Origin of the sequence: Advenella sp. FME57, from assembly GCF_014897675.1 — a bacterium.
Taxonomy (GTDB): Bacteria; Pseudomonadota; Gammaproteobacteria; order Burkholderiales; family Burkholderiaceae_B; genus Advenella.
Genome location: NZ_JABUXU010000002.1, coordinates 1 through 16,117, shown reverse-complemented (window position 1 = coordinate 16,117; position 16,117 = coordinate 1). Strand labels below are relative to the sequence as shown.

Here is a 16,117-nt window from a genome sequence, read left to right as displayed (position 1 = left end):
ACTTTTATCCCACAATTTTGCACAAAATCCTACTTTTTCCCACTTTAAGTGAATGCGCGCAAATGGTCAAGTTCTATTTAGTGACTTTTTCCAATCACAACAAAGACTTAGCCAACTTCGCCGAAAACGCGAAATTTTTGTTTATAAAAATCAGGGGGTTAAAATTAATTACAGGAAAATGTCAGAAACAGTCGCTAATTTCGGAATAATTATTAGCATTTATTAACATTAGCGACATGTGAGAAAAAGAAGACAGGAAAGGTCTGTAAGCCGGATTCTGTAAACCGGTTTCCCGGTTGGCAATCATTCCTCTGGCAACCTTATTACTAAGGCACTCAAGCCATCTACCCGCATGCTTGGACGAGCCGCCCTTCGTGACGAATCACACGCATGCCTATTTGATGTTGCTCCGGATAGAGGTTACCGCGTTTCACCCTGACGCGCTGTCACCCTTCTCGGATGACGTCGTACGGAAGTCGCCGTATCAGTGCGATTAAGCCCGCGCGCCAGTCTCGTCTCTGTGGCCCTGTTCCTCGGTGGCGCAAACCACCGGACGGCTGTTAGCCGCTATCCTGCCCTTCGGAGTCCGGACATTCCTCGATACTGATGTACCGCGATTGCCCAACCTTTCCTGCGGCCACTATTGTAACCGTGATAATGCCTTGCTAGCCAGCGATATCCACAAGTGGGTCCACGAATAATGCGACAATGTTGGTATTGTTCAATTTTCGGCTCTCTCAAGCTTTCTCTTTCAGGTTCGCAGTTTCCCTATGGCAGCAAATACGCTCATCACCCTTCTGAACGCACAATTGGCCTTCGGCCACCATGCCCTGCTCGATCACGCCTCGCTTACCATCAACGAAGGCGACCGCATCGGCCTGATCGGCCGCAACGGCGCCGGCAAGTCGTCGTTACTGCGCATCCTGGATGGCCGCGCCGACCCGGACGACGGGGAGGTCTCGCGCCTGAGTTCACTGCGCTCGATGACTGTCGAGCAGGAACCCGAGCTGCCTGAGGACAGTACGGTATACGACACTATTGTCGGAGATTTTCTAAGCACGGAAGATTGGCAACGCCCGACGCGTGCAAACATGATCATTGAAGAACTGGGCCTGTCGCCGGACAGCCAGATCGCAGGCCTGTCTGGCGGCACCCGCAAGCGGATTGCGCTGGCACGCGCCTTTGTGGAACAGCCCGATCTGCTGCTGCTGGACGAGCCCACGAACCATCTGGATTTCCAGGGTATCGCCTGGCTTGAAAAACGCATTCTGCAAAACCGTGGCGCCTGCGTTGTCATTACCCACGATCGACGCTTTCTGGATGCGGTCACCACCCGGATCGTAGAGCTTGACCGAGGCAAACTGCACAGCTATCCCGGCTCATTCAGCCAGTGGCAGGTGCACAAGGCAGAGTGGCTGGCTGCCGAAAGGTTGCAGAACGAGCGTTTTGACAAGGTATTGGCGCAGGAAGAAGTGTGGATACGCAAGGGCGTCGAAGCCCGCCGCACCCGCAACGAAGGCAGGGTCAAACGACTGGAGCAATTAAGACGCGATCGCAGTGAAAGACGCGAGCGTGTCGGCAACGTGAACTTTGCGGTGACCACCGGCGAGCGCTCGGGCAAACTGGTCGCTGAACTGGAAAACGTGGGCAAGACGTTCGGCGACAAAACCGTGATCCGCGACTACTCCACCACGATCATGCGCGGCGACCGGATCGGCATTATCGGCCCCAATGGCGCCGGCAAAACCACGCTTCTTAAAATCATTCTGGGCAAACTTGCGCCGGACAGCGGCAATGTCAGACTGGGCACCAACCTGTCGGTGGCCTATTTCGACCAGATGCGCGAGCAACTGGACGACAATGCCGTGCTGACCGAAGTGATCAATCCGGGCAGCGAATGGGTGGAAATCGGCAATCAGCGCAAGCACGTTATGAGTTATCTGGGCGACTTCCTGTTCTCGCCAGCCCGGGCCCAGTCTCCAGTCTCCAGCCTGTCGGGCGGTGAACGCGCCCGCCTGCTGCTGGCGCGCTTATTTGCTCGGCCGGCCAACGTGCTGGTCATGGACGAACCCACCAACGACCTGGACATTGAAACACTGGAATTGCTGGAAGAACTGCTGCAGGAGTTTTCCGGCACCGTATTGCTGGTCAGCCATGATCGCACATTCCTGAACAATGTGATCACCCAAACCATTGCCTGCGAAGGCAACGGCCAATGGCGCGATTACGTGGGTGGCTACGACGACTGGCTGGCCCAGCGGCCGGCATCCATACAGGAGCAGCAGGATAACGCGAACGCGTCAACATCGACAAAGAACGCCTCGGGCCAGACGCAGGCGAGCGCACGCAAGGATAGCAAATCGGGCCGCCTGAGCAACTGGGAACAACAGGAACTGGACCGCATCCCCAAGGAAATCGTTGCATTGGAAACGGAACAGAGCGAGCTGACCCAACATCTGTCGGAGCCTGATCTGTATGCCGATGGCCCGGAAAAAGCCGCCGGCATTCACGAGCGCTTGCTGGAAATTGAAGAAGCCCTGTTGGCAAAGCTGGAACGCTGGGAATTGCTCGATAGCAAGAAAGGCGGCTGATCAGCCGTTGACGATGGCAATCGACAGGCCATCCCAGCCTTTGCTGCCCACGGTCTGAAAGGCCGTGGCCGACAGCCGTTCATTGCCGGCCATGTCATCAAAGAAACGACGCAAACCCTTGATATTGCTGCCCTCCGAATGGGCGTCCACGATCTGCCCCTGGCGCACCACATTATCGGCCACGATAACCGTGCCCGGCGCCGACAGCTTTACCGCCAATTCCAGATAGCGAGGATTGTTTTCCTTGTCGGCATCCATAAAGATGAAATCGAACGGCGCAGCGCCTTCGTCAATGAGCGCCTGCATCAGATCGGCCGCGCGCCCCAGGCGGATCTCGACCCGGTCATCCACTGCGGCAATACGCAGGCTTTCCCGCGCCACTCTCACATAGTTTTCGTCAAAATCCAGCGTCAGCAGTCGACCGTCAGGCCCCATGCCCAGCGCCATCCAGACGGTGCTGTAGGCGCCCAGTGTGCCCAGTTCCAGAATACGCTTTGCTCCCTTGATACGCACCAGCAAGTTTAGCAGCTTGCCCTGATTGGGCGCCACCTGAATCGCCGGCATGGCGTGCGCCTCGCAATGCGCGAGCACCTTGGCAGGAATGGTATCGTCCGCCAGAAGCAGACTGTTGAAATAATCATCGACCGCAACGTAACGCTCGGGGGTAATCTGAATTTTCATAGCATTAAGACTCTAATAACAAAAGTAGCCGACAGCGGTGCCGGACAGGCAGGCGCATGCCCAAGACCGACCCCATTCTTGCGAACGCCGCTCGCATTGGTGCTGATGACCCAGGCCATCAGCCTATCTGATCAATCGGAAAACGACCAGTTCAACGTTTCACCAGCTGCCAGCGGCACCAATTCGGTGGCGCCATAGGCAAGCGTCAACGGAATCTCAAACGCCTTGCGCTCCAACGTTACCGTGCCCGTATTGGCTGGCAACCCGTAAAAGGCTGGCCCGTTCAGGCTGGCAAAGGCCTCCAGCCGGTCCAGACGCCCCGCCTGCTCAAATGCCGTGGCATACAACTCCAGCGCATGCAATGCCGTATAACAGCCGGCGCAGCCACAGGCATGCTCCTTAAGCCCCCGAGCGTGCGGTGCGCTATCGGTTCCCAGGAAAAAACGATCGCTGTCGCCAGTGGCTGCAGCCACCAGAGCCAGGCGATGCGTTTCACGCTTCAATACCGGCAAACAGTAATAGTGTGGCCGGATCCCACCGGTGAAAATGGCATTGCGGTTATACAGCAAATGATGAGCCGTAATCGTGGCCGCGACCGGCCCTTGCGCCTGCGTCACATAATCGACGCCTTCTTTGGTCGTAATGTGCTCGAACACCACTTTGAGCGATGGATAGCGCTGGCGCAGCGGGATCATTACCTGATCGATAAATACCGCCTCGCGATCGAACAGATCGACCGTCTGATCGGTGACCTCTCCGTGCACCAGCAAGGGCACGCCATGTTTTTCCATGGCTGCCAGCGCCTTGTCGCACTGATCCAGCAAATTGGTCACGCCGGCATCTGAATTTGTGGTGGCGCCGGCCGGATACAGCTTGACCGCGTGCACGAAATCAGAGGCTGCGACCTGCGCAATGTCCTGCGCCGTCGTGCCTTCGGTCAGATACAACGTCATCAGGGGGGTAAAGGTGGCGGAATCACGCCCTGCCTCGTGCAGCGCAGAGACAATACGGTCGCGATAGGCCCCGGCCTGTTCCACTGTCGTTACCGGCGGTCGCAAATTAGGCATGATGATGGCGCGCCGGAACTGGCGCGCAGAATGTGCGACCACGGCTCGCAGCGCCTCCTGGTCCCGCAGATGCAAATGCCAGTCGTCTGGCTGAATAAGGGTGATGGCAGTATCTGTAATCAGCATAATGGTGGATGTCCTTTTGATGACCAATACTATACAGAAAACCGAGGGGAAATTTCGTGCTGGCGTATCGGCCGCATATAGAAGCAAAGACAGTGGCCTGATCGGGCCGGCTGCATTTTGAGCAAATTTTGAGCAAATGGAGCTTTTCCACCGCCTGATACGAGCACAGCAGATCCAACCGACTGGCCCAGGCAGCGACGGTTACACTGACCGGCAGCTGAACATAACGCCGTGGAGCCCGCACAAAGCGGCTCGTGCACGACAATGCTAATAATTCTTAACAAATCGACCATTTTATAAAAAAACACAAAAATCACTTAAAACTCACCCTATTTCGTCTAATTTCTTTTATTTTGCTTTCAAAAAACAATATCTGTAATTTCCGCCAATTTCGCATAAAAAAAAACTATGCAAGAGGCAAATTACACGTTATTCTCTCCCATGTACGAATATACACACGCCTTTATGGAGATTTACAAATATGGCAACAACTTCAGAAAAACCAGCCCGTAAGCCAAACGCAGCTTTCATGAAACCGCTGACTCCCAGCGCTGAGCTGGCTCAAGTAATCGGCAGTGATCCGTTACCTCGTACAGAAGTGACCAAGAAAATCTGGGAATACATCAAAAAACACGATCTGCAGGATCCTAAAAACCGTCGCAACATTAATGCCGACGCAAAACTGCGGCCCATTTTCGGTAAAGATCAGGTCAGCATGTTCGAAATGACAAAACTGGTCAGCACACATCTGAAATAATCAGCTGTGCATTGCCGGTTAAAAAACGAATCCTGTGGGTTCGTTTTTTTTCGCCCTTTTTTAACGAACCCGTTGCATGACGCTGACTGCAGTCACTATGCCATTGCGGCCGGCAACCAAGGCATTATCATGAGCCGCTTTCGACACTGCGCATAAAAATCCGGATCACATTTGTCAGGTGGGCATGCATAGCCTGCCTGGCACCGTCTGCATCCTGCTTTTCCAGCGCAAGCAATATATGATGATGCTCCAATTGAGATCGCAAGGGCATATCGTCCGGTGTGTACAGCTGCTGTAATCTGCCAAACAGCTCGGTATACTGTTTACCCAGAAGATAGCGCACAAAAAAAGCGTAGGCACCATTTTCGGCCGCTTCGGCAATACGGATGTGGAACAGCCGGTCACCGATATGATCCTGCGAGCGATTGAGATTGTCCTGAACGTTCATCAGATACGCATCTTTAATGGCCTGCATTTGTTCGTCGCTGCGTCGCCCGGCTGCCAACGCTGCAATTTCCGGCTCCAGCAATAGACGTGCCTGCAACAACTCAAATGGCGTCACCTCAGTCGACATGGCAAGGTGAGGTAACAATTTGGGATGAACCGGCGGGTCTGCATGATTCACCTGAGCCGGGCCGCGTTGCCGCACATACACACCACTGCCCAGCCTGACCTCAACCCAACCGGACACCTCAAGCGCAATAATCGCTTCCCGCACAGAAGTGCGACTTACCCGTAACTGACTGGCCAGTTCTCTTTCAGGTGGGATACGACTGGACACCGGATAACTATTATTCAGGATTTTTTCGCGGATGCTTGCGGCAATCCGTTGGTAAACGCGATCACTTTCCATGTATGACTCTAATAATTGATCGAAAAAAACTTGCAAACCACCAAAATTTCGCCTAAATTGTACAGACCAATAAATTTGGTCCGACCAATTTAGACAAATTTAAAGGTTGGTCTGATCAGTGAAGCACATTATAGCGTCACAGGAGACACCATGACAAAGATCACCCAAATGCAAGTGCTGGACATCCGCTTTCCGACATCAACCTTGCTGGACGGATCCGATGCAATGAATCCCGACCCGGATTATTCAGCCGCTTACGTCATCCTGCACACCGACAGTCCATCTTTGGCCGGTCATGGTTTGACCTTCACCATAGGCAGGGGCAATGAGATTTGCTGCAAATCCATTGAAGCGATGCGTCATCTGGTTATCGGCCTTGATATGGATAGCGTCAGATCTTCCCCCGCCGATATGTGGCGCATGCTCACCGGCGACAGCCAGTTGCGCTGGATCGGCCCCGACAAAGGTGCAATGCATCTGGCCACCGGCGCAGTCGTCAACGCCGTCTGGGACCTCTGGGCAAAGATGGAAGGCAAACCGGTATGGAAGCTGGTTGCAGATATGAGTCCGGAACAACTGCTCGATTGCATTGACTTGCGCTACCTGACCGATGCCATTTGCCGTGATGAAGCTTTACAGTTGCTCCGCGACCGTGCTCAGGCCAAGGCAGAACGAGAAGCCTTGCTTCAGGCCGAAGGCTACCCCTGCTATACGACATCAGCCGGCTGGCTGGGCTACAGCGATGAAAAGCTCGCCCGTCTGTGTCAGGAAGCGATCGATCAGGGCTTCAATCACATCAAACTCAAAGTCGGACATGATCTGGAAGACGACAAGCGCCGTGTCCGCATTGCCAGGGACATTATCGGGCCGCAACGCAAGCTTATGATCGATGCCAACCAAATCTGGGAAACCGAACAGGCCATCGACTGGGTTCGGCAATTGGCTTTTGCCAACCCCTGGTTTATTGAAGAACCCACCAGTCCCGACGATATCGAAGCGCACCGTCAAATCCGGCAAGCCATTGCCCCAATACAGGTAGCCACAGGCGAAATGTGTCAGAACCGGATTATGTTCAAACAGTTTATGAGCCGCCAAGCGATTGACATAGTGCAGATTGACGCATGCCGCATGGGTGGAGTCAATGAAGTGCTCGCCGTACTGCTGCTGGCCGCGAAGTTCAAGCTTGCAGTATGCCCGCACGCCGGTGGCGTCGGGTTGTGCGAATACGTACAGCATTTATCCATGATTGACTATCTGTGCTTTTCCGGGACACGCGAAGGGCGCGTCACCGAATACGTGGATCATCTGCATGAGCACTTTGAGCATCCCTGCGTGATCCGTAATGCGGCATATATGCCACCCACTGCCCCCGGCTTCAGTATCGAGATGAAACCAGAATCTCGGCGCCAATATCTTTTCAAACCTGATCTGTGCGAATCGAAAAATACTTAAGGGGACAGTTTTATGATTGATACGCATGTTCACTTCTGGAATTACAACCGTGATGAGTTCTCCTGGATTGGTGACCATCAGGTATCGCTGAAACAAAACCGCCTTCCGTGCGATATAGCCGCGCTCACCGCTGAACGCATCTCAGGTCTCATTGCGGTGCAGGCCAGGCCCACGCTTAGCGAAAATCATTTTCTGCTGCAACTGGCACAGGACTTTCCCATAATCAAAGGTGTCATAGGCTGGTTTGATTTTGATGCCAGCATTGAGCCGCAACTGGAATCGGCTGCCAATCATGCCTTGGTTAAAGGCTTTCGCCACCTGATTCAGGATGAGCCCAAGCCCTCAGAGTATCTGCGTGAACACTCCGGCCTGCAACACGGCGTCCGATCGATGCAGCATCACAATTACGTTTATGAAGTACTTGCTCGCCAGGCCGATCTGCCCGCCGTAGTCAATTTCTGCATGCGCCACGACAAACACTGGCTTGTCATTGATCATCTGTGCAAGCCAGAGTTTGCGTGCCAATCAGCATTTGAATGGTGGCACCTGCATATGCGTAAGCTCGCCACTTTGCCTCATGTCGTAGTAAAAATATCGGGCCTGGTTACAGAAGCAGGAGCACACGCCACTGCCGCCAATCTGCAGCCTTATATCGACAGTGTCTGGACGCTATTCGGTCCGGAGCGCCTATTGTGGGGCTCCGATTGGCCCGTATCGTCTGCGACCCATTCATACGACACCCTGCTGGACTACTGGAAAGAAAACACAAGCCATCTCCCGGCAGCAGATACCAACCAGGTACAACTGGGCACCCCTGTAAAAACATACCAACTGTAATTGAAGGATGAGAGAGACAAATGGATTTGAATTTGAAAAACAAAGTCATTATCGTAACTGGGGGTGGATCGGGCATTGGCGAAGCCATCAGCCTGACGCTGGCAGAGGAAGGCGCCATTCCCGTCATCTTCGCGCGCTCGCCCTTGCCACAGTCGCTGCAGGAAAAACTGGCTGAGTCGGCGTCAGGATATGCCTTCCAACAACTGGATCTGATGGATGAGGCCGCGTGTCAAGCCGCGATCAACGCGACGGCAGCGCAATATGGTCGTATCGACGGTGTGGTCAACAACGCCGGCATCAACGATAATATTGCGCTCACAGCAAGCGTAGATGCGTTCCGTCAGTCGCTGGAAAAGAATCTGGTGCACTACTTTACAGTCGTTCACCATGCCCTGCCCTATCTGAAAAACAGTCAAGGCAGCATCGTCAATATCGGCTCCAAGACTGCCATCACCGGTCAAGGGCAAACCAGCGGCTATTGCGCTGCCAACGGTGGACGACTTGCGCTGACTCGCGAATGGGCTGTGGTGCTGCTGAACGATAAAATCCGGGTCAATGCCGTGATCCCTGCCGAGGTAATGACGCCACTATACGAATCGTGGATCGGCGGTTTTGATAACCCGCAGGAAAAGCTGGCAGCAATCACAGCCCGCATTCCACTGGAAAAGCGCATGACCACACCACGCGAGATCGCCAACACCGTGGTCTTCCTGCTGTCGGACCGGTCATCGCATACCACAGGCGAATGCCTATTCGTGGACGGCGGCTATACCCACCTTGATCGTGCCATTGCCTGATGCGGAGGTAATACATGACTCATCAGCGATATTGCCTGGCTCTGGATCTGGTAGACGATCCGGAAAAAATTCAAACTTATATAGCACACCACAGAAATATCTGGCCTGAAGTTCAAGCCAATATTTACGCTTGCGGTATCGTTGATATGCAGATCTGGCACATCGGCACCCGCCTGTTCATGGTCATGGAAGTTGACGACACATACAGTCCTCAGCACGCGGCCGCTATCGCAGCGACCGAGCCCAGAGTAAAGGAATGGGAAACCCTGATGTGGCAGTTTCAAATACCAACGCCGTGGACGCCTGCAGGCGAAAAATGGGTAGCTATGGAAAAAATATTTGACCTGAAAATGCAATAAGTCAGGTCGAAACATTACATATGAAATAGTCATTCAAACCATACCAACAAAAAAATCAAGATCAACAACGGAGATATCAATGAAACACGCCATCACCGATCCTCGCTACCGCACCGGATTCATTTTGGTTACTACACTTTTCTTTATGTGGGGGCTATCCTATGGACTACTGGATGTGCTCAACAAACACTTCCAGGATGCTTTGCATATTTCCAAGGCACAATCCGGGCTGCTGCAGGCCGCATACTTTGGCGCCTATTTCGTCATCGCGTTGCCCGCCGGGATGTTTATATCAAAAAAAGGATATAAGGCCGGCATCATTACCGGTCTCTCACTCTACGCGATTGGCGCATTGCTATTTGTGCCAGCATCCAATGCCATGACTTTTCCCTTTTTCCTGTTCGCATTGTTTGTACTGGCTTGCGGCCTGGGATTTTTGGAAACGGCAGCCAATCCCTACTCATCAGCACTGGGAGCACCGGAAACAGCGGAAACGCGGCTCAATCTATCCCAGTCCTTCAACGGTTTTGGCCAGTTCTGCGGTCCGCTCATTGGCGGTCTGTTTTTCTTCGAAGGCACGTCTGCCGAACAGCCAGCAGCCCAGAACGGCGCAGTTACTATCACGTATGTCGCCATTGCCGTTGTTGTCTTATTGTTGATCATTCTGTTTGCTCGCACCAAACTGCCTGATCTGCGCGAGGCAGAAAGCGCGCTCGACGAAAAAAACGCATCGGCCAACCAGCGCTCACTTACCTCACACCGGGAGTTTATCGGCGGTGTGATTACTCAATTCTTTTATGTTGCTGCTCAGGTGGGAGTAGGCGCATTCTTTATTAATCTCACCCTGGAGACTTGGAATGGATTTGAAGCCAAAGACGCCTCATATCTGCTCTCGATAGGCTTGCTGGCATTTATGATCGGCCGCTTTATCAGTACCGGTATCATGACACGCATTCCGGCTTCTCGCCTGTTGGCTATCTACGGGGTTATTAATATAGCGCTTTGCGGCGTTGTCATGACCGGCCTTCCTGGTGTGGCCAGCATCGCTTCCATCGGCATTTTCTTTTTCATGTCCATCATGTTTCCCACTATTTTCGCCATGGGCGTAAAAAATCTTGGATCCAAAACAAAAATTGGCAGCTCGTTTATGATTATGGCCATCGTGGGTGGCGCTGTAATGCCTTATTTTATGGGCAAAATTGCTGATGGCCATCATACCGCGCTATCCTACGGCCTGCCTTTAGTGTGCTTCATTATTGTGGCGGTCTACGCCGCACTGTATGACAGACTTAGCATCAAAGCCGCATAAGTGATTGGCGTATGCACATGCCTGGCAAAGTGGCCAGCACAAGCTGGCCTTATAGGCAGCACTTTACGGTGTAGGTGTCTCAAAATTAATTATGCGGCCCCGTTTACGCCCGGATGTACACCCATCCATCCTGCTGCAGCCGGGCAAGCTCAGCAATAGCACCATGCGGGAGCACCTGCAGCGGCGCTCTGTTCTGGCGAGCTGCGCGGTTCAGGGTGTTGGGACATAACCAGGTAATGGCATCAAGCTGCTCCTGCGGCTCATCCAGGGCAGCAATAACCGCCTGGGCATTGAGCACAATTTTAACGTGTGCGTCCGGCTGCTCGCGCAGCAAATTGCCGGCATTGCTGCGGGCACGCTGCAGCGCATCTGCGGTTGGCGCATGCAGCACCACTTTCAGAACAGCTTGATCAGTCATCACTATTTACCTTGAAAAAGGCCATTATCTCATCGTTCAACACCCGGTGCGAGTCGTGCCCGTTCGTACCCTGCTGCCCGCAATAATCAGGGCACATAGCAATACCAACTTCACCGGCAACCACGCTGACAGCACTCCAATGTTGAGCAGCCCAGGCTTAAAGGGCGGATGACGTCCGCCGACATCCACCTTCACATATGCGCAGACAATAAAAACAATAGAATTACTGATAATCATTATCATTATTGTTATATAATTTGCCCTTTCCAAATTGATTGAAGGTCAGTTCATGAGAACCACTCTGCCTGCGAGGCTCGTTCCCTGCGCCGAAACAACATCGCCGGTTTCGGCCTCGCTCATGAACCGGCTTGTGCTCAATACGCTTAGTATTTCTGTTATGGGATTGCCACTGGCCGCTTACGCTCAGAGCAGCGTGCTGCAGTTGGCCCCTATCATGGCAAGCGGCGCCGAGGATGCGCTTCCCTCTGCCTACGCCGGCGGCCAGGTCGCGCGCGGCGGCGGTCTGGGCGTGCTGGGCTCTTCAGATGTCATGGATACGCCTTTTAGCACCACCAATTACACATCACAATTTCTGAATGACCAGCAGGCCCGTACGCTGGCAGACGTGGTAGTCAACGAAGCCTCTGTTCGGGTGATGACGTCCACCGGCAGTTTCAGCGAAGACTTCCAGATCCGCGGCTTCAAAGTCGACAGCGGCGATGTCGGCTTGAACGGGCTATATGGCCTGGCCTCTTCCAACCGCATGCCGACGGCCATGATGGAACGGGTTGAAGTGCTCAAGGGGCCGGGTACGCTGATGTACGGCATCAGCCCTGCCGGCAGCATAGGCGGAAACATTAATATCGTTACCAAGCGTGCCGACGATGAACCGTTGACCCGCGTCACGACAACGTACGAAAGCAAATCAATCCTGGGCGCACACCTGGATATGGGACGCCGCTTCGGAGATGACAAGCAATGGGGTATTCGCTTTAACGGCGTATACCGCAATGGCCAAACAAGCCTGGACGAAGGTCGCCAGAAACTTGCCCTTGGCGCCCTGTCGCTGGACTACCGCTCGGAGAAACTGCGTTGGTCCCTGGACACCTACGCGCAACGTGAGAACGTTGACAACTTCCGTGCCCAGACCGGGTTCCATCCTGATATTGCAAACATTCCCGCAGCCCCTTCCGGTCACCGCGCCATCTATTCAGGCGCCGATCTGACGATTCGCGACTCGACCATCACCTCGCGATTGGAATACGATATCTCCGACCGGCTAATGGTATATGCCGCGGTAGGCTACCACTACGGCGCCAGCGAGCAGGATTTTCCTTCTGCGCGTACGACTGACGCCGTCGACGAGTTGGGAAACTTGCGGGTCATCAATTCATGGTACGACGCCTACTCGCGCAGCAAGACGGCTGAAATCGGCGCGCGTGCGAAATTCAATACCTTTGGTGTAAGCCACCTGGTCACCCTGTCCGGCTCCATTCTGAAATCAGAAGCGGGAAGCTTCTACCTGTCGGCGCCATTGAGTCAAAAGATCGACTCCAATATCTACGATCCGGTGCAGCTAGTCCCCATGACCGGCGATCGCCAGTCACCAATCAAGACGTCTGAAACCGAGCTCTCCAGCATTTCCCTGACTGACACGTTGTCGTTTGCCGACGACCGCATCCTGATTACCGGGGGCCTGCGCAGACAACAAGTGAAGTCTGAAAACTTCAATCCCACTGGCGCCGTCACGTCCTCCTATAACGAAAGCGCAGTCTCGCCGCTTTTCGGTATTGTCGTACGCCCGTTGGACAATGTGTCGATATACGGTAACTTTACATCAGGCCTGAGCACGGGTAGCACGGCCCCCGTCGATGCAGCCAATGCCGGCGAGGTGTTTGCGCCATATAAGTCCAAGCAGTACGAAGCCGGTGTCAAAGTCGACTGGGGTCGCGTCATGACCACGGTCTCGGTTTTCCAGGTAGATCGTCCAAACGCGATTACCGACCCGGACACCAATATCTACAGTTACGATGGCGAGCAGCGTAATCGCGGTGTGGAATTATCTGCTGTCGGTGAAGTGACCGATGGTCTGCGCGTTATGGCCAGTGCCACTTTTTATAATGCCAAACTGCGTCGCACCGCAGGCGGCGTCAATCAAGGCAACCAGGCCAATGGTGTGCCAAAGCGCACGTTCAACCTGGCAGCCGATTGGGACTTGCCCTGGGTACCCGGCTTGAGCGTGGGCGCACGCGCCATTCATACCGCAGCAACACCCTACAACGCTGAAAATACGCTCACCCTGCCATCGTGGACACGCTATGACCTGAGTGCACGTTATCGCACGACATTCCAGGGCCGCCCGCTCACATTGCGTGCCAGCGTGGAAAACGTACTTAACAAGAAGTATTGGCTATCGAGCAGCTCACGCCTCACCGTGGCCACTGCAGCAGCGCCGCGCACCGTTCTGCTCTCGGCAGAGATGGAGTTCTAGACGCAATCATCCCGATGAATTGGGCTCGCAGTGACACCTGTCCAATGCAGCGTGCTGCGCATTTCAAAGCCGCAATCGCCGCCCAGGCACTGAGCACAACGTCAATCCGCATCCCTGGTGCTTCGTGCTGCAGATTGCCGGCGTTATTTCGGGTACGTTGCGCAACGGCCGCAAGGGGCATCACGCACCACTAGCAGAATCGCCTGGTTGATCAATGCGGCAGCAATACCACTTTGCCCGAAGCGATGTTCCCCCGATCCAGCTCGGTAAATGCGGTCACCCCCTCATCAAGGGAACGCGTCTCTACCCAGGAAAGATCCCCAAAGGTTCCATTGTGCAAAGCATTGACGGTGGCATACATGTCAGCCATGGTATAGGTATAGGTTCCCAGCAAGGTGATTTCTGCAAGGGTCAGCTTGCGCATATCAATTTCGCTGCTCCAGTCCTGCAATCCGATATGCAATATCGTGCCGCCTGGTCGCACACTGCTTAGCGCAGTATTGCGTGTGGGTTTTGCCCCAACCGCATCCACAACCAGATCGTAGTAATCCTGCTCGGGCGTAGTCGCTATTGGGTCGATGGCGACGCATCCGGCATGTTGTTCGGCCGATGCCCGTCGCAATGCATTGGTTTCTGCCAGGTCCACCTGTTTGCAGCCGTATGCGCGCAGCAAAATTGCCGTCAGCAGTCCAATTGCCCCGCCTCCGATCACCAGCACCCGCCCCTCGGGCAACGGTCGATGCATTTTCTCCATTGCCAGATTCAGTGCATGCAACACCGTGGCGGCCGGCTCCGTCAAGGCCGCCACCACGGATGTCATATCGGCCGGAATGGGAACTACCGATTTGGCAGGCACGGACATAAATTGCGCAAACGCACCGGCGCGCGACATTCCCACCATGCCGCGATTGCTGCATAAATTATCTCTGCCCTGCAGGCAATATTGGCAAACCCCGCAGGTTATCAGCGGGTTGACCGTCACCTTCTGACCAACTTTGATTGCGTCCGTTGCGCTTTCTGCCACGGTGGCAGCCAGCTCATGCCCCAGAATAAGTCCAGGCTTGCGTCGGGGATCATGACCATGGTAGGCATGCATATCAGATCCGCAAATGCCTGCAGCTTCAATACGCAGCACCACTTCCCCTGCATGTAATTCGGGCAGGGGTCGCTCTTGTAGCGCCATTTCATTGGGTGCGGTGTAAACCAGTGCTTTCATTTGATAAAACTCCTTGTGTGCAGATCCGGCGCCTGCCGGATCTGGTACCGAATCAAGATATTGAAGTTTGCGCGGCGCCTGCCGGTTCCCTGCGTGCGTATGTGACCTGATCCGGCACATGCCGGGCAATCCACCGGGTGCATGCGACACTAAGCAGACCGGCTGCCAGTACATACAGGCACAATAACCATGGATCGCCGCCATTGATATCGGTCAGCACGGTAGCAACAATGGGCGTGAGACCACCAGCCACAACTCCGGCCAGTTGATACACAAATGAAATCGCGGTATAGCGCACCTTCGCATCAAAGCATGATGAGAAAAATGACGACATGGTGCCAAACACCGCAGCATGGAATATGCCAAACGGAATAATAATGGCAAGCCAGACCAGATAGATATTGTCAGAGAATGTCTGCATCACATAGAACGCAGGAAACGCCGACAGCGATGCAAACAGTGCGCCCAGCCCGTATACGCGGGCCTTGCCGACGCGATCAGCAACCGCGCCCCAGAACGGGATAAAGCAGGTCATCAATGCCGCGCTCATCATCACGCCCAGTAGTGCATGCGTACGTGGCAAATCCAATTCACGAGTCAGATAATTAAGTGAATAGACACCAAACACATTAAAAAATACACCGTCGATCATGCGCGCGCCCATGCATGCCATTATCATGCGAGGGTATCGGCGCAAAGTATCAACCAGTGGCAGCACGGGCTTTTCAGTGCTTTTTTCTGTGGTCGCCTTTTGTTTCATCGCTTCAAACTCAGGCGTCTCGGACACATGATTGCGGATATAACCGCCCACCAGCGCCATCAGGCCGCTTAACAGAAAAGCGACGCGCCAGCCCCAGGAAAGAAAAGCCTCGTTGCTCAGTTGCCATGACAACAATCCCACCACACCAGAGGCCAGCACCAGCCCCAGCGACATGCCAGTTTGGGGAATGCTGCTGAAAAATCCGCGTCGCGCTTGCGGCGCGGATTCATAAGTCATCAATACCGCCCCACCCCATTCTCCACCCAGGCCGATGCCCTGCACGATGCGAAAGAACAGCAATAGAATCGGCGCCCAGATACCGATCTGGGCATAGGTCGGAATAAAGCCGATCGCGACTGTGGCCCCGCCCATCAATAGCAGCGTGAGCATCAGCATTTTCTTG

At 54.1% G+C, this 16,117-nt stretch carries 14 protein-coding genes and 1 other RNA gene; 8 read left to right on the top strand and 7 right to left on the bottom strand.

The genetic code is table 11. The features are described 5' to 3' along the window. Positions 1 to 250 precede the first annotated feature (250 nt). An RNA gene (rnpB, locus tag INT32_RS03070) (RNase P RNA component class A) lies at positions 251 to 633 on the bottom strand. Positions 634 to 770: 137 nt separating this feature from the next. On the opposite strand from rnpB, the gene INT32_RS03065 reads away from it, so the two are divergent. Continuing rightward, positions 771 to 2,591 (top strand): ATP-binding cassette domain-containing protein, encoded by a 1,821-nt coding sequence (locus INT32_RS03065; protein ID WP_193087273.1) that lies wholly within the window; start codon positions 771 to 773, stop codon positions 2,589 to 2,591. Here the strand turns inward: INT32_RS03065 and INT32_RS03060 are convergent, their stop codons facing one another. Both INT32_RS03060 and pyrC read right to left on the bottom strand, forming a co-directional pair. Continuing rightward, positions 2,592 to 3,272 carry an O-methyltransferase gene (locus INT32_RS03060; protein WP_193087272.1) on the bottom strand — a complete coding sequence of 227 codons (681 nt, stop codon included), beginning with the start codon at positions 3,270 to 3,272 and terminating at the stop codon, positions 2,592 to 2,594. It lies immediately after the preceding gene. A gap of 131 nt (positions 3,273 to 3,403) precedes the next feature. Further along, the gene (gene pyrC, locus INT32_RS03055) at positions 3,404 to 4,465 is read right to left on the bottom strand and encodes a dihydroorotase (RefSeq protein WP_193087271.1); all 1,062 of its coding nucleotides are present in this window, start codon (positions 4,463 to 4,465) and stop codon (positions 3,404 to 3,406) included. Between the two features lie 481 nt (positions 4,466 to 4,946). On the opposite strand from pyrC, the gene INT32_RS03050 reads away from it, so the two are divergent. After that, positions 4,947 to 5,222, top strand: a complete 276-nt coding sequence (locus tag INT32_RS03050; RefSeq protein WP_014751679.1) for an SWIB/MDM2 domain-containing protein — start codon at positions 4,947 to 4,949, stop codon at positions 5,220 to 5,222. Positions 5,223 to 5,349: 127 nt separating this feature from the next. On the opposite strand, the gene INT32_RS03045 is transcribed toward INT32_RS03050, so the two are convergent. Beyond that, positions 5,350 to 6,075 carry a FadR/GntR family transcriptional regulator gene (locus tag INT32_RS03045; protein ID WP_193087270.1) on the bottom strand — a complete coding sequence of 242 codons (726 nt, stop codon included), beginning with the start codon at positions 6,073 to 6,075 and terminating at the stop codon, positions 5,350 to 5,352. 150 nt (positions 6,076 to 6,225) lie between these two features. Between INT32_RS03045 and INT32_RS03040 the strand changes: the two genes are divergently transcribed. The 5 genes from INT32_RS03040 (at position 6,226) to fucP (ending at position 10,829) form a co-directional block, all read left to right on the top strand. Next, complete coding sequence (locus INT32_RS03040; protein WP_193087269.1) at positions 6,226 to 7,527, top strand: L-fuconate dehydratase; 1,302 nt, start codon at positions 6,226 to 6,228, stop codon at positions 7,525 to 7,527. Positions 7,528 to 7,539: 12 nt separating this feature from the next. Next, a complete protein-coding gene (locus tag INT32_RS03035) occupies positions 7,540 to 8,364 on the top strand; it encodes an amidohydrolase (RefSeq protein WP_193087268.1) in 825 nt (274 codons plus the stop codon). A 20-nt stretch (positions 8,365 to 8,384) separates the two neighbouring features. After that, complete coding sequence (locus INT32_RS03030; RefSeq protein ID WP_193087267.1) at positions 8,385 to 9,161, top strand: SDR family oxidoreductase; 777 nt, start codon at positions 8,385 to 8,387, stop codon at positions 9,159 to 9,161. Between the two features lie 14 nt (positions 9,162 to 9,175). Continuing rightward, positions 9,176 to 9,520, top strand: a complete 345-nt coding sequence (locus INT32_RS03025) for an L-rhamnose mutarotase (protein WP_193087266.1) — start codon at positions 9,176 to 9,178, stop codon at positions 9,518 to 9,520. 79 nt (positions 9,521 to 9,599) lie between these two features. Next, entirely contained in the window at positions 9,600 to 10,829 is a 1,230-nt protein-coding gene (fucP, locus tag INT32_RS03020; RefSeq protein ID WP_193087265.1) for an L-fucose:H+ symporter permease, read from the top strand. A gap of 103 nt (positions 10,830 to 10,932) precedes the next feature. Here fucP and INT32_RS03015 read toward each other — a convergent pair whose 3' ends face one another. Continuing rightward, a complete protein-coding gene (locus INT32_RS03015; protein ID WP_193087264.1) occupies positions 10,933 to 11,247 on the bottom strand; it encodes a hypothetical protein in 315 nt (104 codons plus the stop codon). Between the two features lie 289 nt (positions 11,248 to 11,536). Between INT32_RS03015 and INT32_RS03010 the strand changes: the two genes are divergently transcribed. Further along, positions 11,537 to 13,738, top strand: coding sequence for a TonB-dependent siderophore receptor (locus tag INT32_RS03010; RefSeq protein WP_226816455.1), 2,202 nt, complete (start codon positions 11,537 to 11,539; stop codon positions 13,736 to 13,738). A gap of 211 nt (positions 13,739 to 13,949) precedes the next feature. Here the strand turns inward: INT32_RS03010 and INT32_RS03005 are convergent, their stop codons facing one another. Further along, positions 13,950 to 14,954, bottom strand: coding sequence for a galactitol-1-phosphate 5-dehydrogenase (locus INT32_RS03005; protein WP_193087263.1), 1,005 nt, complete (start codon positions 14,952 to 14,954; stop codon positions 13,950 to 13,952). Between the two features lie 52 nt (positions 14,955 to 15,006). Then, on the bottom strand, positions 15,007 to 16,117 hold a 1,111-nt coding region (locus INT32_RS03000; RefSeq protein ID WP_193087262.1), incomplete at its 5' end, for an MFS transporter.